Origin of the sequence: Kitasatospora sp. CB01950 (assembly GCF_001905465.1) — a bacterium.
GTDB lineage: Bacteria > Actinomycetota > Actinomycetes > Streptomycetales > Streptomycetaceae > Kitasatospora.
In genome coordinates this window covers 341,858-366,055 of sequence record NZ_LISX01000006.1, presented here as the reverse complement: position 1 = coordinate 366,055, position 24,198 = coordinate 341,858, and the positions used below count along the sequence as shown (strand labels likewise).

23 protein-coding genes are annotated in these 24,198 nt (G+C 74.6%); 4 read left to right on the top strand and 19 right to left on the bottom strand.

Annotated elements, in window-relative coordinates; translation table 11 throughout:
- Nucleotides 1-176 precede the first annotated feature (176 nt).
- The 3 genes from AMK19_RS18330 to AMK19_RS18320 form a co-directional block, all read right to left on the bottom strand.
- Entirely contained in the window at nucleotides 177-1,175 is a 999-nt protein-coding gene (locus AMK19_RS18330; protein WP_073812960.1) for a zinc metalloprotease, read from the bottom strand.
- A 253-nt stretch (nucleotides 1,176-1,428) separates the two neighbouring features.
- A complete protein-coding gene (locus AMK19_RS18325) occupies nucleotides 1,429-2,709 on the bottom strand; it encodes an amidohydrolase (protein WP_073812959.1) in 1,281 nt (426 codons plus the stop codon).
- Nucleotides 2,706-4,019 (bottom strand): MFS transporter, encoded by a 1,314-nt coding sequence (locus AMK19_RS18320; protein WP_073812957.1) that lies wholly within the window; start codon nucleotides 4,017-4,019, stop codon nucleotides 2,706-2,708. Before AMK19_RS18320 ends, AMK19_RS18325 begins: the two co-directional genes overlap by 4 nt.
- Nucleotides 4,020-4,134: 115 nt before the next feature.
- On the opposite strand from AMK19_RS18320, the gene AMK19_RS18315 reads away from it, so the two are divergent.
- A complete protein-coding gene (locus AMK19_RS18315) occupies nucleotides 4,135-5,205 on the top strand; it encodes an Lrp/AsnC family transcriptional regulator (RefSeq protein WP_073812954.1) in 1,071 nt (356 codons plus the stop codon).
- Nucleotides 5,206-5,235: 30 nt separating this feature from the next.
- Here the strand turns inward: AMK19_RS18315 and AMK19_RS18310 are convergent, their stop codons facing one another.
- The 12 genes from AMK19_RS18310 to AMK19_RS18255 form a co-directional block, all read right to left on the bottom strand.
- On the bottom strand, nucleotides 5,236-6,438 hold the full coding sequence (locus AMK19_RS18310) for a type III PLP-dependent enzyme (RefSeq protein WP_073812952.1): 1,203 nt from the start codon (nucleotides 6,436-6,438) through the stop codon (nucleotides 5,236-5,238).
- Nucleotides 6,435-7,427, bottom strand: coding sequence for an alpha-ketoacid dehydrogenase subunit beta (locus AMK19_RS18305; RefSeq protein WP_073812950.1), 993 nt, complete (start codon nucleotides 7,425-7,427; stop codon nucleotides 6,435-6,437). Before AMK19_RS18305 ends, AMK19_RS18310 begins: the two co-directional genes overlap by 4 nt.
- Nucleotides 7,424-8,419, bottom strand: coding sequence for a thiamine pyrophosphate-dependent dehydrogenase E1 component subunit alpha (locus AMK19_RS18300; RefSeq protein WP_241844462.1), 996 nt, complete (start codon nucleotides 8,417-8,419; stop codon nucleotides 7,424-7,426). The genes AMK19_RS18305 and AMK19_RS18300 overlap by 4 nt, the downstream gene beginning before the upstream one ends.
- Entirely contained in the window at nucleotides 8,416-9,330 is a 915-nt protein-coding gene (locus AMK19_RS18295; protein ID WP_073812948.1) for a phytanoyl-CoA dioxygenase family protein, read from the bottom strand. The genes AMK19_RS18300 and AMK19_RS18295 overlap by 4 nt, the downstream gene beginning before the upstream one ends.
- 36 nt (nucleotides 9,331-9,366) lie before the next feature.
- Entirely contained in the window at nucleotides 9,367-10,356 is a 990-nt protein-coding gene (gene hppD / locus AMK19_RS18290; RefSeq protein ID WP_073812946.1) for a 4-hydroxyphenylpyruvate dioxygenase, read from the bottom strand.
- A gap of 58 nt (nucleotides 10,357-10,414) precedes the next feature.
- Nucleotides 10,415-11,698 (bottom strand): beta-ketoacyl-[acyl-carrier-protein] synthase family protein, encoded by a 1,284-nt coding sequence (locus AMK19_RS18285; RefSeq protein WP_073812943.1) that lies wholly within the window; start codon nucleotides 11,696-11,698, stop codon nucleotides 10,415-10,417.
- Nucleotides 11,695-13,326: a class I adenylate-forming enzyme family protein gene (locus tag AMK19_RS18280; RefSeq protein ID WP_073812940.1), complete on the bottom strand. Its 1,632-nt coding sequence runs from the start codon at nucleotides 13,324-13,326 to the stop codon at nucleotides 11,695-11,697. The genes AMK19_RS18285 and AMK19_RS18280 overlap by 4 nt, the downstream gene beginning before the upstream one ends.
- A 125-nt stretch (nucleotides 13,327-13,451) precedes the next feature.
- Entirely contained in the window at nucleotides 13,452-13,994 is a 543-nt protein-coding gene (locus tag AMK19_RS18275; protein WP_073812937.1) for a beta-ketoacyl synthase N-terminal-like domain-containing protein, read from the bottom strand.
- The gene (locus AMK19_RS18270; RefSeq protein ID WP_073812936.1) at nucleotides 13,991-15,097 is read right to left on the bottom strand and encodes a beta-ketoacyl synthase N-terminal-like domain-containing protein; all 1,107 of its coding nucleotides are present in this window, start codon (nucleotides 15,095-15,097) and stop codon (nucleotides 13,991-13,993) included. The genes AMK19_RS18275 and AMK19_RS18270 overlap by 4 nt, the downstream gene beginning before the upstream one ends.
- On the bottom strand, nucleotides 15,094-15,360 hold the full coding sequence (locus AMK19_RS18265; protein WP_198953362.1) for an acyl carrier protein: 267 nt from the start codon (nucleotides 15,358-15,360) through the stop codon (nucleotides 15,094-15,096). Before AMK19_RS18265 ends, AMK19_RS18270 begins: the two co-directional genes overlap by 4 nt.
- Entirely contained in the window at nucleotides 15,357-15,638 is a 282-nt protein-coding gene (locus AMK19_RS18260) for an acyl carrier protein (protein WP_073812934.1), read from the bottom strand. Before AMK19_RS18260 ends, AMK19_RS18265 begins: the two co-directional genes overlap by 4 nt.
- Before the next feature lie 61 nt (nucleotides 15,639-15,699).
- Complete coding sequence (locus tag AMK19_RS18255) at nucleotides 15,700-17,136, bottom strand: class I adenylate-forming enzyme family protein (RefSeq protein ID WP_241844460.1); 1,437 nt, start codon at nucleotides 17,134-17,136, stop codon at nucleotides 15,700-15,702.
- Between the two features lie 176 nt (nucleotides 17,137-17,312).
- Here AMK19_RS18255 and AMK19_RS18250 point away from each other — a divergent pair, with 176 nt between their 5' ends.
- The 3 genes from AMK19_RS18250 to AMK19_RS18240 all read left to right on the top strand — a co-directional run bounded on the left by AMK19_RS18250 (nucleotide 17,313) and on the right by AMK19_RS18240 (nucleotide 20,749).
- Complete coding sequence (locus AMK19_RS18250; RefSeq protein ID WP_073812931.1) at nucleotides 17,313-18,410, top strand: alpha-hydroxy acid oxidase; 1,098 nt, start codon at nucleotides 17,313-17,315, stop codon at nucleotides 18,408-18,410.
- Nucleotides 18,411-18,497: 87 nt separating this feature from the next.
- Entirely contained in the window at nucleotides 18,498-19,433 is a 936-nt protein-coding gene (locus AMK19_RS18245; RefSeq protein ID WP_198953361.1) for an alpha/beta hydrolase, read from the top strand.
- Nucleotides 19,430-20,749, top strand: coding sequence for an aminotransferase-like domain-containing protein (locus AMK19_RS18240; RefSeq protein WP_073812928.1), 1,320 nt, complete (start codon nucleotides 19,430-19,432; stop codon nucleotides 20,747-20,749). The genes AMK19_RS18245 and AMK19_RS18240 overlap by 4 nt, the downstream gene beginning before the upstream one ends.
- 59 nt (nucleotides 20,750-20,808) lie before the next feature.
- On the opposite strand, the gene AMK19_RS18235 is transcribed toward AMK19_RS18240, so the two are convergent.
- The 4 genes from AMK19_RS18235 to AMK19_RS18220 form a co-directional block, all read right to left on the bottom strand.
- Entirely contained in the window at nucleotides 20,809-21,573 is a 765-nt protein-coding gene (locus AMK19_RS18235; RefSeq protein WP_073812927.1) for an ABC transporter permease, read from the bottom strand.
- A gap of 24 nt (nucleotides 21,574-21,597) precedes the next feature.
- Nucleotides 21,598-22,551 (bottom strand): ATP-binding cassette domain-containing protein, encoded by a 954-nt coding sequence (locus AMK19_RS18230; protein WP_073812926.1) that lies wholly within the window; start codon nucleotides 22,549-22,551, stop codon nucleotides 21,598-21,600.
- An 88-nt stretch (nucleotides 22,552-22,639) separates the two neighbouring features.
- Nucleotides 22,640-23,797 (bottom strand): glycosyltransferase, encoded by a 1,158-nt coding sequence (locus AMK19_RS18225; protein ID WP_073812924.1) that lies wholly within the window; start codon nucleotides 23,795-23,797, stop codon nucleotides 22,640-22,642.
- Entirely contained in the window at nucleotides 23,794-24,111 is a 318-nt protein-coding gene (locus AMK19_RS18220; RefSeq protein WP_143200258.1) for a hypothetical protein, read from the bottom strand. The genes AMK19_RS18225 and AMK19_RS18220 overlap by 4 nt, the downstream gene beginning before the upstream one ends.
- Between the last annotated feature and the right edge of the window lie 87 nt (nucleotides 24,112-24,198).

Sequence of the window (24,198 nt, the reverse complement as noted above, 5' to 3'; positions counted from 1 at the left end):
GAAGCCCGACGGCCCGGCTCTTCACTCTGCCGGAGCAGCCCCGCTGGCCGAACAGCCCAAGGTGTGGCCGTCTCTCCCGTGGCCGAAGGCGGGTGCGCGGTGTCACTGCCGCGCACCCGCCGGCGCCAGGAGGGCGGTCGTCGCCGTCCTGACGGGCTGTCGGAGCGGAGTGGGCGTCAGGCCCGGTAGGCGGCCCAGGAGGAGGACATCCGGGCGACCTGGCCTGCGGTGAACTGCGTCATGCAGGAGTCGTAGGTGTAGTCCATGAAGTTGTGGATCGGGTCGACGCCGGCGGCGGTGCAGGTGTCGCGGCCGGTCGGGCACTGGTAGGCGGCGGTCTTCTCGGCCGGGGTGTCGGAGACGTAGTCGCCCTGGCCGCCGCAGCCGCCCTGGAAGGTGTGGTAGAGGCCGAGCCAGTGGCCGATCTCGTGGGTGGCGGTGTCGCCCTCGTTGTAGTTGGTGGCCGAGCCGCCGGGGAACGAGGTGTCGAGGATGACCACGCCGTCGTCGGTCGGGTTGGACTTGTAGCTGCTCGGGAACGTCGCCCAGCCGAGCAGCGACTGCCCGAGGCTGGCGCTGTAGATGTTGAGGGCGCCTGCGCCGCCCTTGCGCAGTGCGCTCTTCATCGAACTCTCGGCGGAGGAGCCCGGCGCGACGCCGGCGTACCAGCTCGCGTTGTCGGTGTAGTCGGTGGAGACCAGCTGGAACTGGAACTGGCTGGGAGTGTTGCCCGCGCCCTGGCCGCTGTAGGCCGCGTTGAGGACGTCGATCTGCTTGGCGACGGTGGTGGCCGACAGCTTGCCGGTGGTCCCGGAGTGGATGACGTGCATGTACACCGGGACGGTGGTGGTCGCCGTCACGCCGGGGGCGATCGGGACGCCGCCCTGGGCGGTCGCCAGCTGGGCGACGCGGGCCTTGAGGTCCGCCTCCATCGCCTGGGCCTGCGCGTCGGTGAGGGCGTTGGGGTCGCGGCCGACGACGGAGTTGCCGGCGGGCTTGCGGGCCGCGGCGTCGTCGTGGGCCGCCTCCCCGGCGCACGCGGTGGAGGTCGCGGCCTGCGCGGTGGTGGCCGTGGAAGGGGCGGCGAACTGGGCGAGCCCGACGCCTGCGACCAGTGCCGCGGCGCCGAGGAGCCTGCCGACGGCACGCGAGGGGACGCGAACGGAACGACGCATCTGCGCTCCTGAGGAGTGGGGGGACGGCGGTCGAGGGGGGCCGCCGGGTCAAGGCTACGCAAAGGAGCATGTCCGCGTCAGATGTGTTCCGGCCTGGCGGCGCTGACGACCAATCGGACAAATTCCGAACGTTTGAGCGGCTCGGCCCGGTCGCACGTGGCGGGTTTCCCGCCGCGCGCACGGACGCGGCGCCGGCCCCCGGCTGTCCGAAAGTCGACGGTCCGAAAGTCGACGGTCCGCCGCCGGGGAGCGGTCAGCCCCCGGTACGGGGGAGCCAGTGTGCGGCGGCGGCCAGGAGGGCGGTGACGCCGCAGCGGATGGCGGGGTCGGGGAGGGGCGCGTAGTGGGGCGAGTGGTTGGTGGGGACGGAGTCGGGCAGGCCGTTGGCCATCAGGTCCTCGGGGCCGATGCCCCGGAAGAGGGCGTGGTCGGTGCCGCCGAAGTGCCACAGGACGGACGGGACGCCGAGGGCGGTGCCGAAGGCGCCGAAGTCCTCGCTGCCGGTGATGGGTTGGGGCAGGACGACGACACTGTCCCGGCCCAGGGCGTCGCCGAGGGCGGTGACCACGGTGGCGGTGGCGCGCGGGTCGTTGAGGGTCACGGGGAAGGAGGGCAGGGCGGTGATCTCCGGGTCCTTCGGGGCGTTGGACGCTGCCGCCTCGGCGCGGACGATGCGCTCGACGGCCGTGACGACCCGCTCGCGCACCGCGGGGGTGGTGCTGCGGACGTTGATCAGCAGTTCCGCCGTGTCGGGGATGATGTTCTCCTTCGCGCCGGCGTGGATCGCGCCGACCGTCACCACCGCGGTCTCGGTGCCCGCGACCTCGCGTGCGACGACCGTCTGAAGGCGCATCACGATCGCGGCGGCCATGACGACCGGGTCCACGGTCAGCTGCGGGGCGGCGCCGTGGCCGCCCCGTCCGTGGAGGAGGACCCGGAAGCTGTCGGAGGCGGACATGATCGGTCCCGGGCGGGTGGCGACCATGCCGACGGGGGCCGGCAGGACGTGCTGGGCGAGGCAGACGTCGGCTCGGGGGAAGCGGTCGAGGAAGCCGTCCGCGATCATGGCCGCGGCACCGCCGCCGACCTCCTCGGCGGGCTGGAAGACCGCGACGACGGTGCCGCTCCACTGCTCCGGGCAGGCCGCGAGCTGTGCGGTGGCGCCGAGCAGGCAGGTGACGTGCATGTCGTGGCCGCAGGCGTGCATGACCGGGACCTCGTTGCCGTCGCGGTCGACGCCCTTCGCGGTCGAGGCGTACGGCAGGCCGGTCTTCTCCTCGACGGGAAGGGCGTCCATGTCGGCGCGCAGCAGGACGACCGGGCCCTCGCCGTTGGCGAGGACGCCGACGACGCCGGTGCCGCCGACCCGCTCGGTCACCTGCCAGCCCTGGGCGCGCAGCCACTCGGCGACGATGCCCGCGGTGCGGACCTCCTGGAAGGACAGTTCGGGGTGGGCGTGCAGGTCCTCGTACAGGGCCCGCAGCGCGGGGACGCGGTCGGCGACGCCGGTGAACAGGTCGGTGGCGGTGGTCATGACTGCTCCGAGTCGGTGGTCGGGCGGATGCGGGCGGACGCGCCGAACGCGGCGCGGAAGGCGGCGGGGTCCTGCGGGGTGAGGACGGCCATCAGCGCGGCGATGATCGCGCCGACGACGAGGGAGGCGAAGGCGACCTCGAACGAGAAGGCGTCGGCGATCACCCCCATGACCGGCGGGACGACCATGCTCGCCAGCTGCCCGCCGAGGACGATGACGGCGCTTCCCACCCCGACGTACGCGGGCGGCAGGCCGCTCAGCGGCGCCGCGAGGATCGGCATGTAGGTCAGGGAGGCGGCGATGACGACGACCGTGGCGAAGACCACGAAGCCGATGGGCGAGGAGGAGAAGGCCATCGCGGGCAGCGCGAGCGCGGCGACGGCCATGCTCGGCACGATCAGCTTGCGGTGGTGACCGCCCAGCCGGTCGGAGAGCCGCCCGCCGACGATCGTCGCGGCGGCGCTCGCGAGGGCCGGCAGGATCATGAGCGCGCCGACCGTGGTGAGCGGGACGCCGAGTTCCGTCCTGAGGTACGACGGGGCCCAGGTGAGGAGTCCGCCCAGGACGAGGTTGAGGCCGAACAGCATCGCCGCGAAACGCCAGAGCACGCCGACCCGCAGGACGTTCCGCATGCCGTGCCGCTCCTCCGGCGCTCCGAGGACGCCGCGGTGCAGGGGAGCCGGCAGCCGGGCCCGGATCGCCAGGACGACGAACACGCCGAGCGCGGCCGCCGAGAAGAACGCCGAGCGCCAGCCGAAGACGGCGGCGAGCGGGGCGACGGCGAGGGGCGCGGCGATGGCGGCGACGGCGTTGGAGCTCATGATCAGACCGTTGGCGCTCATGCGCTGCTCGGGAGCGGTCCGTTCGACCAGCACCTTCATCGACGCCGGCGGGAAGATTCCCTCGGCCGCGCCGAACGCGAAGCGCACGGCCAGCAGGGCGGCGAAGGACCAGGCGAACCCGGTCAGTGCGGTGAACAGCGACCAGGCGAGCAGGGCCCAGGTGATGACCCGGCGGGCGCCGAACCGGTCGGTGAGCACGCCGCCCGGGATCTGCGCCAGGGCGTAGGTGAGGAAGAACGCCGAGACGATCAGGCCCTGTTGACCGTGCGTCAGGCGGAACTCCTCGCCGATGGAGGGCAGGACGAAGTTGATGACCAGTCGGTCCGCGTAGTCGATCAGCCAGGCGGCGAAGAGCAGGACGACCGTGGTTCTGACGACGCGTTCGGCCGGGGCGGTCCGGTCGGCCGGGGCGGTCCGGTCGACGGCGGCGGGATCCGTGTGCGGGGGCGGCACAGCGGGAGCGGACATGGCACTCCTCTCAGCAGTGGCCGCAGCGGGGTTTCGGCCGGGAAGTGCCCCTAAGATCCGGCTCGCGGAGGCACATCCCGCCGAATTGCAGGAAAACTACGGGGGAGAGTCATTGATGCAGGATTCCGGCGCTCCGGCTCACGGCCTCGGGGCCGACGTGCAGTTCACCGAGCAGGACCTCGCGCTCGTCGACGCCCTGCAGTCGGCGCCGCGTGCTCCGTGGTCGGCCGTCGGACGGGCCCTGGGCGTCGACGCGACGACGGCCGCCCGCCGCTGGGAGCGGCTGACGGCCGGCGGGCTGGCCTGGGTGACCGCCTACGACTCGGCCAGGAACGGCGCCGTGGGCTTCGTCGAGGTGAGCAGCGAACCCGGCGCCCACCGGGCCGTGAGCGCGCAGGCGTGCGCGCTGCCCTGGGTGTTCAGCGTCGACGAGACGTCGGGCGAGTTCGATCTCCTGCTGTCGGTGGGCGCCTTGTGCCCGTCCGAGCTCGGCCGGGCCGTGCACCGCGCCGTCGGCGGCCTGCGGGGCGTGCGTTCGCTGCGGATGCAGATGGGTGTCGCCCTGTTCGGCGAGGGCGGCGACTGGCGCATCCGGGCCATGGAACCGGCCCGGCGCGCCGGACTCGGCACCTCCGGCGTGCCCAGCCGCACGCCGTACGCCGTCCGCACCGGCGGCCGGGGGCCGGCGCAGGACAAGGCGCTGCTGACGGCCCTGAGCGGCGACGGCCGCCTCGGCTACGCGGCGCTCGCCGCCGCGACCGGGCTGAGCGAGCACGTCGCCCGCCGCGGGGTGCAGCGGATGCTCCGCGACGGCGACCTGCGGCTGCGCTGCGACTTCGCCCATCCCCTCGCCGGTCTGCGGACGACGGCCGTGTACCGCATGGCGTCCCCGCACCGCCTCCTCGGGCAGGCCGGGCAGGGACTGGCCCGGCTGAGCCAGGTCCGGCTGTGCGCCTCGGTCACCGGCCCGCACAACCTCCTCGTCCAGGTGCTGCTGCACAGCCTGTCGGACGTCGACCGGTTCGAGGAGCAACTCGCCGCCTCCTTCCCGGCGTTGGAGATCAAGGACCGCACGCTCGTGATGCACACGCCGAAGCGGATGGGCTGGCTCCTCGACGACCGCGGCCGCGCCGTCGGCCGGGTTCCGCTGACTCCGCCCGAGAGCCGAGCCGCGTTCGAGAGCTGAGCCGCGTTCGAGAGCTGAGCCGCGTCCGCTTCATCGGGGTGCGGGCGGGAGCACCGAGTACGGCAGCGGGTCGAAGCCGTTGAAGCCCCGGGTGAGGTAACTGACCGCGTACGCGCCGCTGGAGAGGATCCACACCGGGTCGCCGGAGGCCACCGCGCGGGGGACGGGGACGCGGCCGGTCGCGTACCCGTGCGGGAACGCGTCGTCGCTGTCGCAGGTCGGGCCCGCGACCACGGCGGGGACGTACTCCGGGTCCGGGTGGGTCGGGAAGACCAGCCGGTACTGCACCTGGTCCATCTCGTACAGGCCGTTGTACTTGCCGCAGCTCAGGTACAGCCAGTGCTCCCGTTCGCCGTCCGGCTGCTGACGGGACGTCAGCCGGTAGACGTGGGCCCGGATCGCACCCTGGTCGGCGACCAGGTGGCGGCCGGGTTCCAGGACGAAGTCCAGCTCGCCGCCGTGCAGCCGGCGCAGCTGGTCGAGGCCCTGCCGGACGACCTGGAAGATCTCGTCGAGCGGCGGGTCGAGGACGGTGCCGTGCCGGTCGACGTACCCGAGGGCGGGCAGGCCGCCGCCGAGGTTGATGTGGTCGAGCCCGATCCCGTGCCGGTCGAGCTCGACCAGCACGTCGCCGAGCAGTTCGAAGGCCGCCGTCCAGGCCTTGGACGTCAGCTGCTGGGAGCCGACGTGCACCGAGAGCCCGGCGGGGGTCAGTCCGGCGTCCCGGGCGGCCGTCAGCACCTGGACGGCGTCCGCCGGCGAGCAGCCGAACTTGCGGCTCAGCCCCCAGAGCGCGCCCTCGCCGGTGGTGGCGAGCCGGCAGAACACCCGGGACCCCGGGGCGTGTTCGGCGATCGCGGCGACGTCCGGGAGGCTGTCGGTGGCGAAGTCCCGGATGCCCAGGCGGTACGCCTCGGCGATGCCCCGGTCCGATTTGACGGTGTTGCCGTAGTGCACCCGGTCGGCGGGCACGCCGGTGCGCAGGGCCTGGGCTATTTCGTGCGGGCCGGCCGCGTCGAAGCCGGCGCCGAGCGCGGTCAGTTCGGCGAGCACCTCGTCCACCGGGCAGGCCTTGAGGGCGAACCGGACGGCGATGCCCGGCAGTTCGTCCAGCAGGGTGGCGTAGCGGCGGGCGATGCCGGCCAGGTCGTAGAAGATCCGGTCGTCGGTGGACGCCGTCAGGGCGGAGCGCAGCGCGGGGGTGAGGGAGCGGAGTCCGGCGTTCTGGTTCAACGGGCCGGGTCCTCGTCGTGCCGGGACCGGGGCTTCATGACGGCGCGCACGGCGTCGCGCAGGTGGTCGCGGTGGGGTTGCAGGGCGCGGTCGAGCGGGAGCGCGAACGGCAGCACGGCGCCGTCCGGGCGGGTGATCCGCCGGGGCGGGGCGATCAGGCGCATCTCCTCGGCGGCGGTGGCGAGGATCTCGGCGCCGATGCCGCAGCTGCGGTTGGAGTCGTCGACGACGACGAGGCGTCCGGTGCGTTCCAGCGAGCCGGCCAGGGCCGTCCAGTCGAACGGGTGGAGGGTGCGCGGGTCGAACACCTCGACGGAGATCTCCGGGGCGAGCTCCTCCGCGACGGCCAGGGCGTCGTGCACCAGGTGGCCGACGGCGACGACGGTGACGTCGGCGCCCTCGCGGTGGATCCGGGCGGTGCCCAGCGGGATCGGCGCCAGCTCCCAGGTGACGGTCTCGCGCACCGGCAGGGCGGCGGCCGGGGCGAACACGACGACCGGGTCCGGGTCGGCGATCGCCGACCGGAGCAGTCCGTAGGCGTCGGTGGGGGTGGCCGGTACGACGGTCTTCATCCCGGCGTGGGCGAAGAGGCTGTAGGGGTGGTCGGAGTGCTGTCCGGCCCAGCCGTCCCGGGAGCCGGAGCCCGGCACCAGGCAGGTCAGCGGGACACCGGCCTGGCCGCCGGTCATCAGGGAGAACTTGTGGGCCTGGTTGACGAGTTGCTCGAAGACGAGGAAGAGCAGCGAGGGGATCTGGAACTCGATCACCGGCCGTCGTCCGGTCAGCGCGGCGCCGACGGCCATCGAGGTGAAGGCCTGCTCGGAGAGCGGGGTGTCGACGATCCGGCCGGGGCCGAAGCGGTCGAGCAGGTTGAGGGTGGGGCCGGCCAGGCCGGCGCCGATGTCCTCGCCGAAGACGCAGACCGCCGGGTCCTCGGCGAGGGCGTCGGTGAGCGCCCGGTTGAGCGCCTTGGTGTAGGAGAGCCTCATGTCCTCGCCCCCGCCCTCGGGCGCAGCCCGTCGGCGTAGAGGTGGTCCAACGCCCCTGCCGGGTCCGGATGTTCGGAGGCGAGGGCGAACTCCTGGGCGGCGGCCAGCTGTTCGGCGACCGAGGCGTCCAACTGCGCGGCGAGGCCGGGCGGCAGGAGGGCGGCGGCGCGCGGCAGCGGGTCGAGGCCGCGCCAGTCGGCGATCTCCTCCGGGGTGCGGTAGCGCAGTTTCATCAGCCGTTCCATGGTGTGGTGCCCCTCGAAGCGGTAGGTGCGGCATTCGAGGAAGCCGGGACCGCCGCCGGCGGAGGCCCGTTGGACGGCCTCGGCGGTCGCCGCGCGGACGGCCTCGGTGTCCATCCCGTCCACCTCGGCGGCGGGGATTCCGAAGGCGGCGGCCCGGCCGGTGGCGCTGCCGGCCACCGAGGTGGCGGCCGGCAGCGTGGTGGCGTAGCCGTTGTTCTCGCAGACGAACAGCACCGGCAGCCGCCACATCGCGGCCAGGTTGAAGGACTCCAGCAGGACGCCCTGGTTGAGTGCGCCGTCGCCGAAGAAGGCGACCGCGACCCGGTCCTCGCCGGCCTGCCGGGCGGACCAGGCGGCGCCGACCGCGATCGCGCCGCCCGCGCCGACCATGCCGTTGGCGCCCAGGATGCCGAGCGAGAAGTCCGCGGCGTGCATCGAGCCGCCCCGGCCCCGGTTCAACCCGCCGGTGCGGCCGAGGAGTTCGGCCAGCAGCCGGTCCGGGGCCGCGCCCTTGGCGAGGACGTGGCCGTGGCCCCGGTGGGTGGAGGTGATCCGGTCCTGTGGGCGCAGCGCGGCGCACACGCCGACCGCCACCGCCTCCTGCCCGATGTACGGGTGGATGCCGCCGGTGATCGCCCCGGACTTCACCAGGCCGAGCGCGAGTTCCTCGAAGCCGCGGATCAGCCGCAGCATCCGGTAGCGCCCGGCGGGGGAGCCGAGGTCGCGGGGATCGGGCAGGCCCGTCACCGGGCGCCCCGCCAGATCACCGGGCAGATCTCGGGGTCGGCGTAGTCGGGGCGGCCGTCGGCGGTGCGGCGGACCAGCACGTCGTGGTTGTAGGAGGCGGCGGCGCCGTCCGGGCGGGTGGCGTGGCGGTACTCGTTGGCGCCGTCCTGGAGGTGCAGCGAGATCGCCCGGCGCGGGAAGTCGGCCAGGTTGGCGCCGCTGCCGTGGTAGGTGCGGCAGTGGTGGAAGCTGATGTGCCCGCGCGGGATGACGACGGGGACCTTGCGCACCTCGGCGCCGTTGTGGGCGGCGTTGGCGGCGAGGATCGACTCCAGCTCGGCGCGGTCGCGCTGGGCGAAGTGCCGGGTGGCGTCCTCCCCGGAGGGCAGCTCCTCCCAGCGGTTGCTGCCGTCGACCATGGTGATGGTGCCGTTCTCCACCCCGCAGTCGTGGAACGGGATGAAGGCGGTGAGCATCTCCTCCGAGGTCGAGGTGTGCCAGTAGTGCTTGTCGAAGTGCCACGGCACCTGGTTGGAGGGCTCCTCGGGCACCGGCGGCTTGAAGATCAGGGTCGACTGGAAGATCCGGATCTCCTCGGCCCCGGCGAGCACCGCGGCGACGGCGCCGACCAGCGGCTTGCGCAGGATCGCGGCGATCGCGTCGCTCTCGTAGTGCACGTAGTCGTTGTGCCGCTGGACCGGCCCGTGCGCGGGCTCCCAGGCGGCCAGCCGCGGCGGTCGGACGGGGAGGGCGCGGTCGCGCCGGCCCTCGTAGTAGTCGTCGGTGGCGGCCCGGAGGGCGTCGATCTCCTGGTCGGTGAACAGCTTCCCGGAGAGGTACCAGCCGTGCTCGCGGTAGCCGGCCACCTCCTCGGGCGTGGGCAGCAGGGCGGCCTCGGCCGGGGTCAGGGCGAACTCGGGTGCGGTGGTCACGGGGTGTGCCTCCTTCGGAGGGGCGGGTCGGGGCGGTCAGACGGAGGCGGCGGCGCGCTGGCGCTCGACGGCCTCGTAGAGCGCCTTGATGTTGGCGGTGCCGAAGGTGCCCGCGCCCTGGCGCTCGATCAGCTCCAGGAAGAAGGTCCGCCTGGGGTGGGTCGAGCGGGCGAAGATCTGGAACAGCTGGCCGCCGTGGTCCTGGTCGACCAGGACGTCCAGTTCGCGCAGCGTCCCCACCGGGATCGCGGTGTCGCCGAGCCGCTCGGCCAGGCCGTCGTAGTAGGCGCCCGGGGTGGAGAGGAACTCGACGCCGTGCGACCTGGCGGTGCGGACCGCGGTGGCGATGTCGTCGGTGCGGAAGGCGAGGTGCTGGACGCCCGCGCCGTCGTGGTCGGCCAGGAAGGTGTCGATCTGGCCGGCCCGGCGGCCGGTGTCCGGCTCGATCAGGGTGAAGGTGACGTCCCCGGAGGGGCTCTGCACCACGCCGGAGTCCATCGCCTGCTCGCCGACCGCGATGTACTCGCCGAAGATCCGGTGCATGCCGAGCGCGGCTTCGCAGAACAGCACGGCCTGCGCCAACTGTCCGGCGGGCACGCAGATCGCGACGTGGTCGAGGGCGTCCAGCAGGTCGCCGCCGGCGGGCTCCGGGGCGTCCGGCAGCGGGACGAAGCGCAGCGCGGTGTCGCCGAATCCGGCGATCAGCGCGCCGGCCCGGTCCAGGACCTCGGCGCCGTGCCGCTCGGCCCGCTCCAGCGCGGCCTGCGGGTCGGTGCAGCCGAGCGCCAGCACGGCGACGCCCTCGCCGTGCCGCTCGACCCAGCGGGCCACCGGGTGGTCGGTGATCCCGCTGGAGTGCAGCCGCAGCCGGATGGCGCCCTGGTGGAGGTGGACGGTCCGCACCCCGGGCTTCCACACCGGCTGCTCGGCGTCGCGGCGGAAGCCGAAGCCGGTCTGCAGCTCGGCGGCGGTCTGCGCGCTGTCCGCGCAGTGGTACTCGACATGGGTGATCGTCTGGATCGACAACTGGACTCCCTGCAAGCGGAGTTGAGAGCGGAGGGGCTTATCGGGGCTTGGGCCTGCGCTACGGGCGGGTCGCGGCGGCCGGTTCGGCGGTGCCGGTGGGCGTCGGCCCGAAGACCAGGCTGGTGTTGTGGCCGCCGAACGCGAAGGCGTTGCTCAACGCGGCCCGCAGCCGGACCGGGCGGGCGGCGCCGCGGACGTGGTCCAGGGCGCAGGCCGGGTCCGGCTCGTCCAGGTTGAGAGTCGGCGGGAGCAGGCCCCGGGCCACGGCCAGCACGGTCACGGCGGCCTCCACCGCCCCGGCCGCGCCCAGCAGGTGGCCGGTGGCGCCCTTGGTGGAGCTGACGGCGGGCCGGTGCGCGCCGAACACCGCGTTCAGCGCGGCCGATTCGGCGAGGTCGCCGAGCTTGGTGCCGGTGCCGTGCGCGTTGACGTAGCCGATGTCGGACGGGTCCAGGCCGGCATTGGCGAGGGCGGCGCGCATGGCGTCGGCGGCGCCCGCGCCGTCGGGGCGGGGCATGGTCGGGTGGTGGGCGTCGGTGGTGGAGCCCCAGCCGATCACCTCGGCGTACCCGGCCACGCCCCGGGCGGCGGCGTGGGCGGCGCTCTCCAGGACCAGCACGGCGCTGCCGTCGCCCAGCACGAAGCCGTTGCGGCGGATGTCGAACGGCCGGGACGCCTGCGCCGGGTCGTCCCAACCCTGGGCCAGCGCACGGGCGTTGGCGAAGGCGGAGACGATCGTCGGGTGCAGCGAGGCATCCGTCCCGCCGCACACCACCACGTCCGCGTCGCCGGCCCGGATCAGCCGCAGCCCCTCGGCCACCGCCTGGGCGCCGGCCGCGCAGGCCGTCACGATCGCGGTGCTGAAGCCCCGGATGCCGTGCTTGATCGCGATCCGGGCGGTCGCCATGTTGGAGAGCATCCCGGGCAGCAGGTACGGGCTGACGCCGGGGCGGCCGCGGTCCTGGCGGCGGCGGGCCTGCTGCTCGTAGGTCTCCAGGCCGCCGCCGCCGGTGCCCAGCACCACGGCGGTGCGGCGGGCGTCGACGTCGCGGCCGACCACCAGCCCGGCGTCGGCCAGCGCGTCGTCCGCGGCGGCCATCGCCAGCAGTGCGAAGCGGTCGACGCAGCGGGTCTCGGTCGGCGGCAGCACCTCCTCGCCCTCGATGTGCGGGGCGATTCCGGCGGCGGGCAGCCAGCCGTGCGCGACGTGGCCCTCCGGTACGGCGGTGATGCCGCTGAGCCCGGCGGTCAGCGCCTCGAAGACCTCGTCGGGCCGGCGGCCCAGCGAGGTGACCATTCCCATGCCGGTGACGACGGCGCCCGGCCGTCCCGCCCCGGTCATCGGGCGGTGGCCGAGGAGTTCATCGCGCCGAGGTGGCGCTCGCGCAGCAGGACCTTGCGGACCTTGCCGGTCGGGCCGAGCGGGATGTCCGCGTCGTCGACCACCAGGACCGAGCGGACGGTGGCGGCGGTGTGCTCGTCGAGCGCGGCGAGCACCTCCGGGGTGCGGTCGGCGGCCGGGTCGGCGCCGTCCGCGAGGAGGAGCAGCACGTCGGTGACCACCCGGTCGCCGTCCTTCACCGCGACGACCGTGCAGTCCAGCACGCCGGGGACGTCGGCCAGCACCCGTTCCTCGGACATCGCGGTGTACAGTCGCCGGCCGTCGCCGAGGTCGACCGAGTCGACCAGCCGGTCGACGTGGTAGTAGTAGCCCTCCTCGTCCCGGTACATCAGGTCGCCGGTGAGGAAGCGGCCGCGCAGCCGGGTGCGGTAGGTGGTGACCGAGTCGTTCCAGTAGCCGGGCGCCAGGGTCGGGGAGGCGGTGGCGAGTTCGCCGACCTCGCCGGGGCCGAGCGGCTCGCCGTTCGGGCCGACCACCTCGCAGTCGACGAAGGTGTGCGGACGGCCCACGCAGCGGCCGTACTTCTCGGTGCCGGGGGCGTGGGTGATGTGGAAGTGCGAGTGGCCCATCTCGGTCGAGCCCAGGCCGTCGACGAACACCGAGCCCGGCACACGGCCGCGGCCTTCCCGGGTGACGGTCTCGCGCGAGCCCTGCGCGATCAGGCGACGGATGTGCGCCTCGTGCGCGCAGTCGCCGGTGTTCCACCACAGGCCGACCGAGGACAGGTCGCGGGCGGACAGGTCCTGCCGGGCCAGGTCGGCCCAGCTGGTGGCGAAGCCGAACACGCTCTGCGGCTGCCAGCGTTCGATCGCGTCCAGCACGGCCGGGCCGGTCTGCTGGGAGATCAGGTGCAGCTGGGAGTGGAAGCTGAGCGCCAGGTTGAGCGCGATCAGCGTCGCGGCGTGCGCGGCGGGCAGCGCGCTCAGCACCCGGTCGATGCCCTGCGGCCGGGGCAGGGCCGCGCGGTGCCGGATCGACGCGTACAGGCTCTGGTGCGAGTGCACCACGGCCTTGGGCATCCCGGTGGTGCCGGAGGAGTGGGTGATCGCGATCGGGTCGTCCGCGTGGTGGCGGTAGGGGGCGGGCGCCGCGTCCGGGTCGCCGGAGCCGAGGTCGGCGGCATCGGCGAGGATCGGGGCCGCCGGGTCGTACCCGGCCAGTTCGGCCCGGTGCGCGGGGTCGGCGAGGATGCCGACCGCGCCGAGGCGGGCGATGTAGTGGGCCGCGCGCTCGCCCTCCACCCCCGGGTTGAGCAGCGCCGGGATCGCGCCGAGCCGGGCCAGCGCCAGGAACGACAGCACCTGGTCGGCGGCGGCGGTCGCGTACACCACCACCACGTCCCGCCGGCCGACGCCGAGGGCGTGCAGCGCGGCCGCCCGGGCCCGGACGGCGCGGTCCGCCTCGCGCAGGGTCAGGGCCGCGCGGGCGGCGTGCCCGTCCACCGGGGTGTCGAAGGTCAGCAGCGGGTCGTCGAGACCGATGCCCAGGGCGATCCTGCTGGTCAGCACGTTCCCGGCGCCGACGTCCGGGTCGTTCGCCAGGAGGCTGCGGATGCTGCGGATGCTCACGGTGATGGATCCCTCCCATGGTGCTGACCATGCGGGTGCGGTGCGGCGTCCGGGGACGCGTACGGACTTGGTGGCGGAGAGCGGGGTGGCGGAGAGCCGGGTGTCGGAGAGCGGGGTGCGCGCGGTCAGGCGGTGACCAGGACGGCGGTGGCGTGGCCGGCGTTGTCGGGCTGCTCGGCGGGCTGGTCGGGCTGGTCGGGCTGCTCGGGCTGCTCGGCGGAGATGACCAGGACCTGGTCGGCGTCGCCGTCCGCGAGCAGCAGGGTGGCCAACTCCATTGCGTCCGGCGGGACTTCACCGGGTGCGGCGGCGTCTGCGGGGCTGATCGCGACGACCGGGCCGGTCAGGCCCCAGCGGGCGGCGATGTGCCCGAGGACGGCGTTCGGGTTGGACTGGAAGAACAGCAGCGGCGGCATCCGGTGCCGCGTCGCGCCGGTGTCGATGGCCAGCGCGGTGGCGCGGTCGCCCCCGGCGCTGGCGAGCAGCAGGGCGGTGCGGCGCGGCTCTCCGGGGCTGTCGGGTCGGGGTTCGCCGTAGTGGTCGGTGAGGCAGAGGTCGGCGACGGCCGCGACCAGTGGGTTGAAGTCCGAGGCGGAGAAGCCGGGCAGCGGGGGTGGCGGCTCGCCGGGGGGCCAGTTCGCGGTGGCGAGGGTGTGCAGGGGGTTCATGCGGCGGCCACCAGGAGTGCGGTGTTGGCGCCGCCGAACGCCGAGTTGAGGCTCAGCGCGTAGCGGGGACGGGCGTCCGTACGGGGTCCGGCCAGGACGAGGTTCAGTCCGATCTCCGGGTCCGGGCCGAGCCAGCCGGCGTTGACCGGTAGCCGTCCGCTGTCCAACGCGCCGATGGTGACGGCGAGTTCGAGCAGCGCGGAGGCCTCCAGGGCGTGCCCGTGGACGGACTTGCTGGAGCTGACCGGCAGCCCGGCCAGCGCGTCGCCGAACACCTCGCGCAGCGCCCGCGCCTCCGCCAGGTCGGACATCGGCGAACCGGTGCCGTTGGCGTTGACGTAGCCCACCTCGGACGGGGCGACCCCCGCCCGGGCCAGCGCGGACCGGGCCGCCCGGGCCACGCCCGCGCCGTCCGGCCGCGGCCGGCACACGTGGTGCGCGTCGCCGGAGCGGCCCCAGCCGGCCAGCCGGGCCAGCGGGCGGGCGCCGCGCCCGGCGGCGGCGTCCGCGGCCTCGACCACCGCGGCCACCGCGGCGTCCCCGAGCAGGGTGCCGCTGCGCCCGGCGCTGAACGGCCGCAGCGCGCCGTCGCGGGCCAGTGCCCGGCCCGCGTCGAACGCCGCGAAGACGCCGGGCTCCACCAGGTGCCCGGCCGCGACCAGCACCCGGGGGTGCCGGCCGGAGCCGACCATGGCGGCGGCGTCGGCCAGCGCGGTGGCGGCGGCCACGCAGGCGCCGGTGTAGACCCGGGTCACCCCGGCCAGGCCGAGGGCGGTGGCGCCCTTCGACACCTCCGCGGCCACCTCGCGGGTGTGCAGGTCACTGTGCAGGGCGAGCAACAGCGGTGCACCGTCCGGTAGTTCGGCCTGCCGGTGGGCGTCGGCGACGGCGCCGAGCACCGCGGCGGCGAGCGGCGGCGGATCGGCCAGCAGGGCCGCCCGTCGGGTGCCGCGCCGGGCGACGTCGAAGCGGGTCACCTCGGCGAACCCGGCGCCGGCCGTGGCGGTCGCGGCGGCCAGCGGGGCGAGCCCGGCGCCGAAGGCGCTGAGCACCCCGAGGCCGGTGAACACCGGCCGTCCGGCCGGCGGTGCGCTGCTGCTCATGACCGGGCGACCCCGCCGGGGGAGGCGGCGGCGGCCTGCACGGCCTCGCGCAGCAGCACGACGGCGTCGTCCACCGTCCGGACGGCGGCGAACCGCTCGTCCGAGAGCTCCAGCTCGATGCCGTAGCGCTGCTCGAACTCGGCTGTCAGCCAGGTGAGTTCGAGCGAGCCGAGGCTCTCGGGCACGCTCTCCGCGGCACGCCGGCCGAACGCCGCCAGCATCGCCACGACCTCGGCCCGGCCCGGCAGCACGGGCGTGCTCACGCGGCGGTGCCGGCGGTGCCGGCGGTGGCGGTGGCGGCGATCCGGCGGGCCACGTCGGCGGTGAACTGGTCGAGGGTCATCAGCGCGGTGGTCTCCATCTCCTCCGCCTCGAACTTGACCCCGAACTCGTCCTCGACCTGGACCGAGAGCTCGGCCAGCGCCAGCGACTCCAGGTCGAGGCCGGCCGGGCCGAGGTCGGTGTCGCCGGTGATCCCGTCGACGTCGTACTTCATCTCGGCGAGTGCCGCGATGACGAACTCCTGGATGCGCTCCTGCATGGTGTGCTCCTCGTGCTGGGTCGGGGTTCGGTGCGATGCGGTCCGACGGACCGACGGTCGATCAGGGGGCGGCGGCGCGCAGCGCGGCGGTGTCGCGGACGAGCTTGCCGGTGGCGGTGCGGGGCAGTGCCGGGAGGAAGGTGAGCTGCCGGGGCCGCTTGAAGGGGGCCAGCTCGCGGGCCAGCGCCTCCCGGACGGCGTCGGCCCGGTCGGCGGCTCCGGCGGCTCCGGCGGCCTCGGTGGTTTCGGCGGCCAGGTAGGCCTCGATGGCGCCGTCCACGAAGACCACCACGGCCTCGCGGACCTCCGGCAGGGCGGCGAGGGTGTGTTCGACCTCGTTGAGGTCGACCTTGAGGCCGCCGATCGAGACCTGCGAGTCGCGCCGGCCGAGCACGGTGACGCGGCCGGTCGCCGGGTCGACCCGGCCGGCGTCGCGGGTGTGCAGCCGGCCGTCCGACCAGCGGGTGGGGTCGGTGAGGCCGGGGTACGGGGAGGCGGCCATCGCGATGTGCAGTTCGCCGCCGTCCTCGCGCACGTCCATGCCGTGGACGGGTGCGGCCTCGGGGTGCAGGGCGCCGTCGAGGTCGGTGGCGATGACGCCGAGTTCGGTCATCCCGTACATGGTGCCCAGCGGCACGCCGTACCGGTCGGTGAAGGCGGCGGGCAGGCCCGGGCGGACCAGCTCGCCGGCGACGATCATCCGGCGCAGCTGCGGCAGCGGCGGCGGGTCGGCCGCGCCGGCCAGCAGCTCGGCGTGGAACGGGACGCCGATCACGGTGGTCGGCCGGTCGTCCGCGGCGATCGTGGCCAGGATGCCCGCCGTGGTCATCCGCGCGGGGACGGTCAGCGGTACCCGGGCGTGCAGGCTGTTCAGCAGCCCGCCGACCAGGCCGAGGACGTGCACCATCGAGGAGAGCAGGACGACCCGCCCGCCGGCCTTCGGGAACGCCGCCAGCCGCGCGTAGCAGTCGAGTTCGCGCAACAGATCGGCCCCTGTCCGGGCGATCACCTTGGCCGGGCCGGTCGAGCCCGAGCTGAGTTGCACCAGGGCGTGGCCGGTCGCGGCCGGGCGGCCGTTCGGCAGCGCCACCGGCACCGGGTCGGTCTCGGCGAAGCCGCGCATGGCCGCCGCCGGGCCGTGCGCCGACTCGACCAGCACCTGGGGCGCCAGCCGTTCGACGGCGCGGGCGACCTCGTGGTCGGTGAGCCGGTGGTCCAGCAGGACGGCCTGGGCGCCCAGTTGCCAGCAGGCGAGCAGCGCGGCCGCGTAGCCGAGCGAGGGCGCCAGCCGCAGTGCGGCCGTGCCGCCGCGTTGCAGGCCGGCGGCGGTGAGCCGGGCGGCCTGCTCGGCGACCAGGGCGCGCAGCGCGGCCCGGTCCACGGGGGCGCCGAAGCGCAGGCACTCCTGGTCGGCGGGGCCGGCCAGCAGGTGGCGGTCCACCCAGTCGTGCGGGGCCTCGCACGGCTGGGGCGGGAGAGAGGGAGATCCGGTCAACACCACTCCACGAAGGGGAGGTTGGAAGGACGCCGGTCACGACCAACGGGGGCGGTTCGGCTTTCTGACGATTACACAGGGGTTCGAACCGAATCAAGGTCTAGACCATTGGGGGAGTGGCCTCCTACGCTGCCGGGCCGGAGCGGGCCCGACCGAGGCCTGCCCGGAAAGGCAGACCCTTGGAAGCGCTGGAACTGGCGGACTTCGAACGCGCGGCCCGCGACCGACTCCCCGCCGAGATCTGGGACTTCGTGCAGGGCGGCAGCGGCGCCGAACGCACCCTCGCCGCCAACCGGGCCCGGTTCGAACAGTGCCGGCTGCGCCCGCGCACCCTGGTCGACGTCTCCGCCACCGACCAGGGCCTCACCCTGCTCGGCAGCCGCCTGGAGACCCCCATCGGCATCGCCCCGATGGCCTACCACCGGCTGTTCCACCCCGAGGGCGAGGTCGCCACCGCCCGCGCCGCGGGCCGCGCGGGCGCGCTCATGGTCGCCGGGATCTTCGCCAGCCGCACCCTGGAATCCATCGCCGGGGCCGCCACCGGCCCGCTCTGGCTCCAGCTGTACTGGCTGCGCCGCCGCGACGCGCTCGCCGCCCTGGTCGAACGCGCCGAAGCCACCGGATTCCGCGCCCTGGTGCTCACCGTGGACGCCCCCCGGATCGGCCGCCGCCTGCGCGACGCCCGCAACGGCTTCGCGATCCCCGCACACGTCCGCGCCGTCAACGTCGACCAGGCCGTGATGGCCGCCAGCCACCGCGCAGGCCACGGCAGTTCGGGCATCGCCGACCACGCCAAGGAGCAGTTCGACCCCACCCTGACCTGGGCCGACCTCGCCTGGCTGCGCGCACGCACCCGGCTGCCGATCGTCCTCAAGGGCATCCTCACCGCCGAGGACGCCCGACTCGCCGTCGAACACGGCGTCGACGCCGTCCTGGTCTCCAACCACGGCGGCCGCCAGCTCGACGGTGCCCTTCCGTCCCTCGCCGCGCTGCCCGAAGTGGCCGCCGCCGTGCCGCCGAACCTGCCCGTCCTCCTGGACGGCGGTGTCCGCACGGGCACGGATGTTGCCCTCGCGGTCGCCCTCGGCGCCCGCGCCGTCCTGATCGGCCGCCCCCTCCTGTGGGGCCTCGCCGTCGACGGCGAGAACGGCGCCGCGCAGGTCCTCGACCTGCTGAAGGCCGAACTCGACGACACCCTCGCCCTGCTCGGCCGCCCCCGCCTCGCCGACCTCGACCGCACGGCGGTCGCCCCCGAGACCCCCGACGGCCGCCACTGACCCGCCTGCGGCGGGCCGTCGTCGCCGCGCGCCCGAACCCGTACCGAACCTCGCCGCCGACCGGCGGCCCTACCCCAGGAACGTCCCTTGCCACTGCATCCCCAGGCCGAGGCCATGCGCGCGCAGCGCGCGGTGGCCGGTGTGCCTCCGCTGTACACCCTTACCCTGGCCGAGGCCCGTGCTGCGGATCTCGCCGACATCCGGGCCGCCGCCGGGAATCCGGAACCGGTGGGCTCGGTCGAGGAGTTGACCGTCGACGGCCCCGGCGGCCCGCTGCCGCTGCGGGTCTACCGTCCCGAGACCGGCGGCGCTCGACTGCCGGTTCTGCTCTACCTGTTCGGCGGCGGCTGGACTCTCGGCTCGCCGGACACCGGCGACGCGATCTGCCGCCGCCTCACCAACGCCGTCGGGTGTCTCACCGTCTCGGTCGGCTACCGGCTCGCCCCCGAGCACCCCTTCCCGGCCGCCGTGCACGACGTGATCGCCGCCGCCGAGTGGATCGCCGCGCACGCCGCCGAACTCGGGGGCGACGCCGCCCGGTTGGCGGTGGCGGGCGACAGCGCGGGCGGCAACCTGGCCGCCGCGCTGACCCTGGCCGCCCGCGAGCGCGGCGGCCCGGCGATCCGCCACCAGCTGCTGGTCTACCCCAACACCGACCACGCCGCGGACACCCCGTCCGTCCGCGAGCACGACGACCCGCTGCTGTTCAACCGCCGCTCGGTCGCCTGGTACTGGGGCCACTACCTGGCCGACCCGGCCGACGGCGCGAACCCGCTGGCGTCCCCGCTGCGCGCCCCCTCGCCGGCCGGTCTGCCGCCCGCCACCGTGATCACCGCCGAGTACGACCCGCTGCGCGACGAGGGCGAGGCGTACGCACAGGCCCTGCGCGCCGCCGGCGTCCCCGTCGAGCTGCGCCGCTACGACGGCATGCCGCACGGCTTCTTCGCGATGGCCGGCGTCCTGGACGACGGCCGCGACGCCCAGCACTACGCCGCCGACCGACTGCGGGAGGCCCTCCGATGAGCACCGTCACGCTGCCGCTGGGCGACCTGCACGCCAGCCTGGCCGACCCGCTGCTGGACGCGATGACCTTCCTCAACGAGGTCACCGAGCGCTACCCGGACGCGCTCTCCTTCGCCCCCGGCCGCCCGCACGAGGGCTTCTTCGAGCCCGAGGACGTCCACAGCCACCTGGACACCTACCTCGCCCACCTCGCCGAACGCGGCCTCAGCGGCAGCGCCGTGCGTACCGCGCTGTTCCAGTACGGCCCGACCAAGGGGATCATCGCCGACCTGGTCGCCCGCACCCTCGCCAACGACGAGGGCCTGCACGCCGCGCCCGAGTCGCTGGTGCTCACCGTCGGCGCGCAGGAGGGGATGCTGCTGGTGCTGCGCGCGCTGTGCGCCACGCCCGAGGACGTCCTGCTGGTCAGCTCTCCCTGCTACGTCGGCGTCACCGGCGCCGCCCGGCTGCTCGACCTGGCGACCGTGCCCGTCCCGGAGGGCCCGGACGGCGGCCCCGACCCGGAGGCCGTGCGCGAGGCGGCCCGCGCCGTCCGGGCGGCCGGCCGCCGTCCGCGCGCGCTGTACGTCGTCCCCGACTTCGCCAACCCGTCCGGCGCCAGCATGCCGGTCGAGGCGCGCGCCGGGCTGCTGGACGCGGCGGCCGAGGAAGGGCTGCTGGTGATCGAGGACAACCCGTACGGCTTCTTCGCCCGCGAACCCGGCGCGCGCCCCACCCTGAAGGCGCTGGACCGGCGCGGCCGGGTGGTCTACCTCGGCTCCTTCGCCAAGACCTGCTTCCCCGGCGCCCGGCTCGGCTACGTCGTCGCCGACCAGCAGGTGCTCGCCCCGGACGGCCGCCGCACGCTGCTCGCCGACGAGCTGGCCAAGCTGAAGAGCATGACGACGGTCAACACCCCGGCGCTCAGCCAGGCCGTGATCGGCGGCATGCTGCTCCGGCACGACTGCCGACTGCGCGAGGCCAACGGCCCGGCCCGCGCCCACTACGCGGCCAACCTGGCTGCTCTGCTGCGGGAGTTGGAGCGGCACTTCCCGCCGGCCGAACGGGCCCGGCTCGGCGTGTCCTGGAACGAGCCGGAGGGCGGCTTCTTCGCCGTGCTGCAGGTGCCGTTCACCGCCGACGAGGCGGCGATGGAGCGCTGCGCCCGCGACCACGGCGTGCTCTGGACGCCGATGGCCCCGTTCTACCCGGCGGGCGGCGGCGAGCGCCGGCTGCGGCTGTCGATCAGCGCGTTGAACGAGCGTCAGATCGAGACGGGCGTGGCCCGGCTGGCCGACTTCGTCCGGTCGGCCTGCATCCGGGCCGCCGCGAGCTGAGCACAGCACGAGGAGGGGGAGGGGCCGCAGCCCCTCCCCCTCCTTCTATGCGTGCGCGGTTATCGGATGCGGGCCGAGAACAGCCGGGCCGAGCAGAACACCGCCACGGCCGTCAGCGCCGTGACGATCAGCAGCCCCTGCCAGACCACGCTGTCGCCGGGGTGCCCGGAGAACAGCGCCCGCATGCCCTCCACCGCCCAGTAGAAGGGGTTCCACTCCGCCACCCGCTGCAGCCACATCGGCGCCAGCGCCAGCGGCAGCAGCACGCCGGAGAGCAGTCCGATGGGCTGGGCGATGGTGTTCACCACCGGCGCCATCGCGGCGTCGTTGGGCAGCGCCAGCGCGATGCCGTACGAGAGCGCCGAGGTCATCAGCGCCAGCAGGCCGAGCAGGACGTAGGCCAGCAGCAGGCTCGGCAGGTCGACCCGCAGGCCGAACGGCAGCGCGGCCACCGTGATGATGACCGCCTGGACGAGCAGCCCGACCATCTCGCGCAGCGCCCGCCCCAGCAGCAGGGCGAGCCGGCTGACCGGGGTCACCCTGGAGCGCTCGATGATGCCGGCCTTCAGCTCGCCGAGCAGGCTGAAGCCGGTGTAGAGGCCGCCGAAGATGCAGAGCACCGCCAACAGGCCCGGGACGTAGATCTGGTAGGCCTCGGCATAGCTGGTGGCGCCCATGGGCGCCAGCACCTTCTTGAGCAGCGGGGCGAACAGCAGCAGGTAGAAGACCGGCTGGGTGATGCCGATGACGATCCAGATCGGTGTGCGCCACATCAGCAGCGCTTGCCGCTGGAAGACCAGCCAGGTGTCACGGGCGAGCTTCACGGAAGGAACCCCAGGGATCTCTCGTCAGGACTGTTCGATGGAGCGGCCGGTGCGGGCCAGGAAGACGTCGTCCAGGCTCGGCCGCTGGAGCTGCACCGTCCCGGGGACGATGCCCGCCCCGTTCAGGACGCTCAGCAGCTGCGGGATCGCCGCCGCGCCGTCGTCCAGGTAGAGCCGCAGTCCGTCCTCGCCCGGCTCCAGCCGGTGCAGGTACGGCTGCCCGCGCAGGGCGTCGGCCGCAGGCCCGGCCTCTCCGGCGGCGAGGCCGAGCAGGACGACGTCGCCGGAGATCTCGCGCTTGAGCGCCTCGGGCGTGCCCTCGACGACGACCTGGCCGTGGTCGACGATCGCGACCCGGTCGCAGAGCGCGTCGGCCTCGTCCAGGTAGTGGGTGGTCACCACCACCGTCATGCCCTCGGTGCGCAGCCGCTCGATCTCGGCCCACACCTGGCCGCGGCTGGCCGGGTCGAGGCCGACCGTCGGCTCGTCCAGGAACAGCACCTTCGGGGAGTGGATCACCCCGAGGGCGATGTCCACCCGGCGGCGCTGGCCGCCGGAGTAGGTGCTGCAGTGGCGGTCGGCGAACTCGGTCAGGTCGAACGCCTTGAGGGCGTCCGCGGCCTGCCGCAGGGCGTCGGCCTTGCGGATGCCGTACATCCGGGCCTGCATCACCAGCTCCTCCCGGCCGGTGACGGCGTCGGCGGTGCCGCCGCCCTGGGCGACGTAGCCGATCCGGCGGCGGACCTCGGCCGGGTCGGCCAGCAGGTCGGCGCCGGCGATCAGGGCTTCGCCGCCGTCCGGGCGGATGAGCGTGGCGAGCATGCGCAGGGTGGTGGTCTTCCCGGCGCCGTTCGGGCCGAGGAAGCCGAAGATCTCGCCCGCCCGGACGTCCAGATCGATGCCGCGGACGGCGTCGACGACGGTGCGGCCGTGCTTACCGGACGGATAGGACTTGCGAAGTCCCTTGGTCTCGATCAACCAGAACTCCCGAGCTGGGAAGGGGTGCGGGGGACCGCGCCCGCCAACTCCCTTACAGGGAGAGGGAGTCGGCGGGCGCGGGGCGGAATCAGGGGGCGACCAGCGCTTCCATCCGGTCGGCGGCGGCCAACGCCCCGCCACCGGACAGCAGTTGACGACCGATCGACTCGGCGGCCGTCCGGTGGGAGGGCTCGTCGAGCACCCGCCGCAGCCGCTCGGCGATCACCGGCGGGCTGACCCGGGCGAACGGGACCCGGAGGCCGGCCCCGGCCTCCACGACCCGCTGCGCCACGAACGGCTGGTCGTTGCGGATCGGCGCCGCCAGCACGGGGACACCGTGCGCCAGCGACTCGACCACGGTGTTCATCCCACCATGGCAGAGCACCGCGTCCAACCGGCCGCCGGACAGCAGTTCCAGGATCGGTGCCCGATCGACCACCACGACGGAGTCCGGAAGGGCAGCCGGCAGTGCCCCGCGGGGCGCGGCGATCACCGCCCGGACGTCCCCGCCGAGCAGCGCCAGCGCCTCGACGGTGCGGTGCAGGAAGTCCGCGCCGACCGCGTCCGACATCGTCCCCATGGTGACCAGCACGGTGCGCCGGCCCCGCTCCAGCCGCTCCCACGGGAACGCCGGATCGGCCGGACGCGGCGTCAGCACCGGCCCCACCAGGGCGTGGTGCGGCGGCGTCGGCAGGTCGCCGAGCAGCGCCCGCCCGGTGGTGGCCAGCAGCAGGTGCGGCGAGAAACGCGGGTCGATGAACTCGTCGGCGGGCAGCCGGGCCCGCTCCCACAGCCCGGCCAGCAGGCCCGCCGTCCAGGCCTCGACCTGCGGCAGCGCCCGGTACGGGCGGCCCAGCTCCATCGCCCCCGGCGCCAGGCTCGCCCACGGCAGCCCGTGCCGGTGCGCGACCAGCGCGCCCGCCGGGGTGTGCTGGTCCACCAGCAGCGCGTCCGGCCGGAACTCCCGGACCACCGCGTCCAGCGGCTTCAGGGTGAACCTGGCGTACGGGACGACGAAGCCCTCCCACAGCGAGCGCAGCGAGGCCAGGCCGTGGCCGCCCATCGCGCGGAACATCCGGTTGCCGGTGCCGAAGATCCGGGCGTCGGGGCCGAGCAGCGGCCGCAGCATCGTCTCGGTGCCGGTCCAGGCGACCTGGTGGCCGCGCGCGACCAGCTCGTTCGCGATCCCGGACGCCGGGTTGACGTGCCCGGCCAGCGGCGGCACCACCATCAGGAAGCGGCTCATCGGCGCACCAGCTCCGCCAGGTCGCCGACGGTCAGTGCAGCCAGACCGTCCAGGTCGAGGCCGGCCCGCAGCGCGCCCAGGTCGGCGCCGAAGCGCTCCCGCAGCAGCGCGTCCAGGGCGGCGAACTCGCTCTCGTCCAGGGCGAGATCGCCGTCGAGTCGGTCCTCGGGGGCGAGCGACTCTGCCCATTCGGGCAGCGCGTCGGCGGCCTCGACCAGCGCGGCCGACAACCCCGGGTCGAGCCCGGCGGGCGGCCCGGAGGCCAGATCGGAAGCGGTTTCTAGGTGTACGGAGGAATGCGGGGAATCGGTCATCGGAAGGCTCCACCGGCTCGACGGCAACGGGAGTGAGGGAGGCTGCTCCAAGGCGGTCGTCGCTTGTGCGACCCGCAGAGCGTGGGA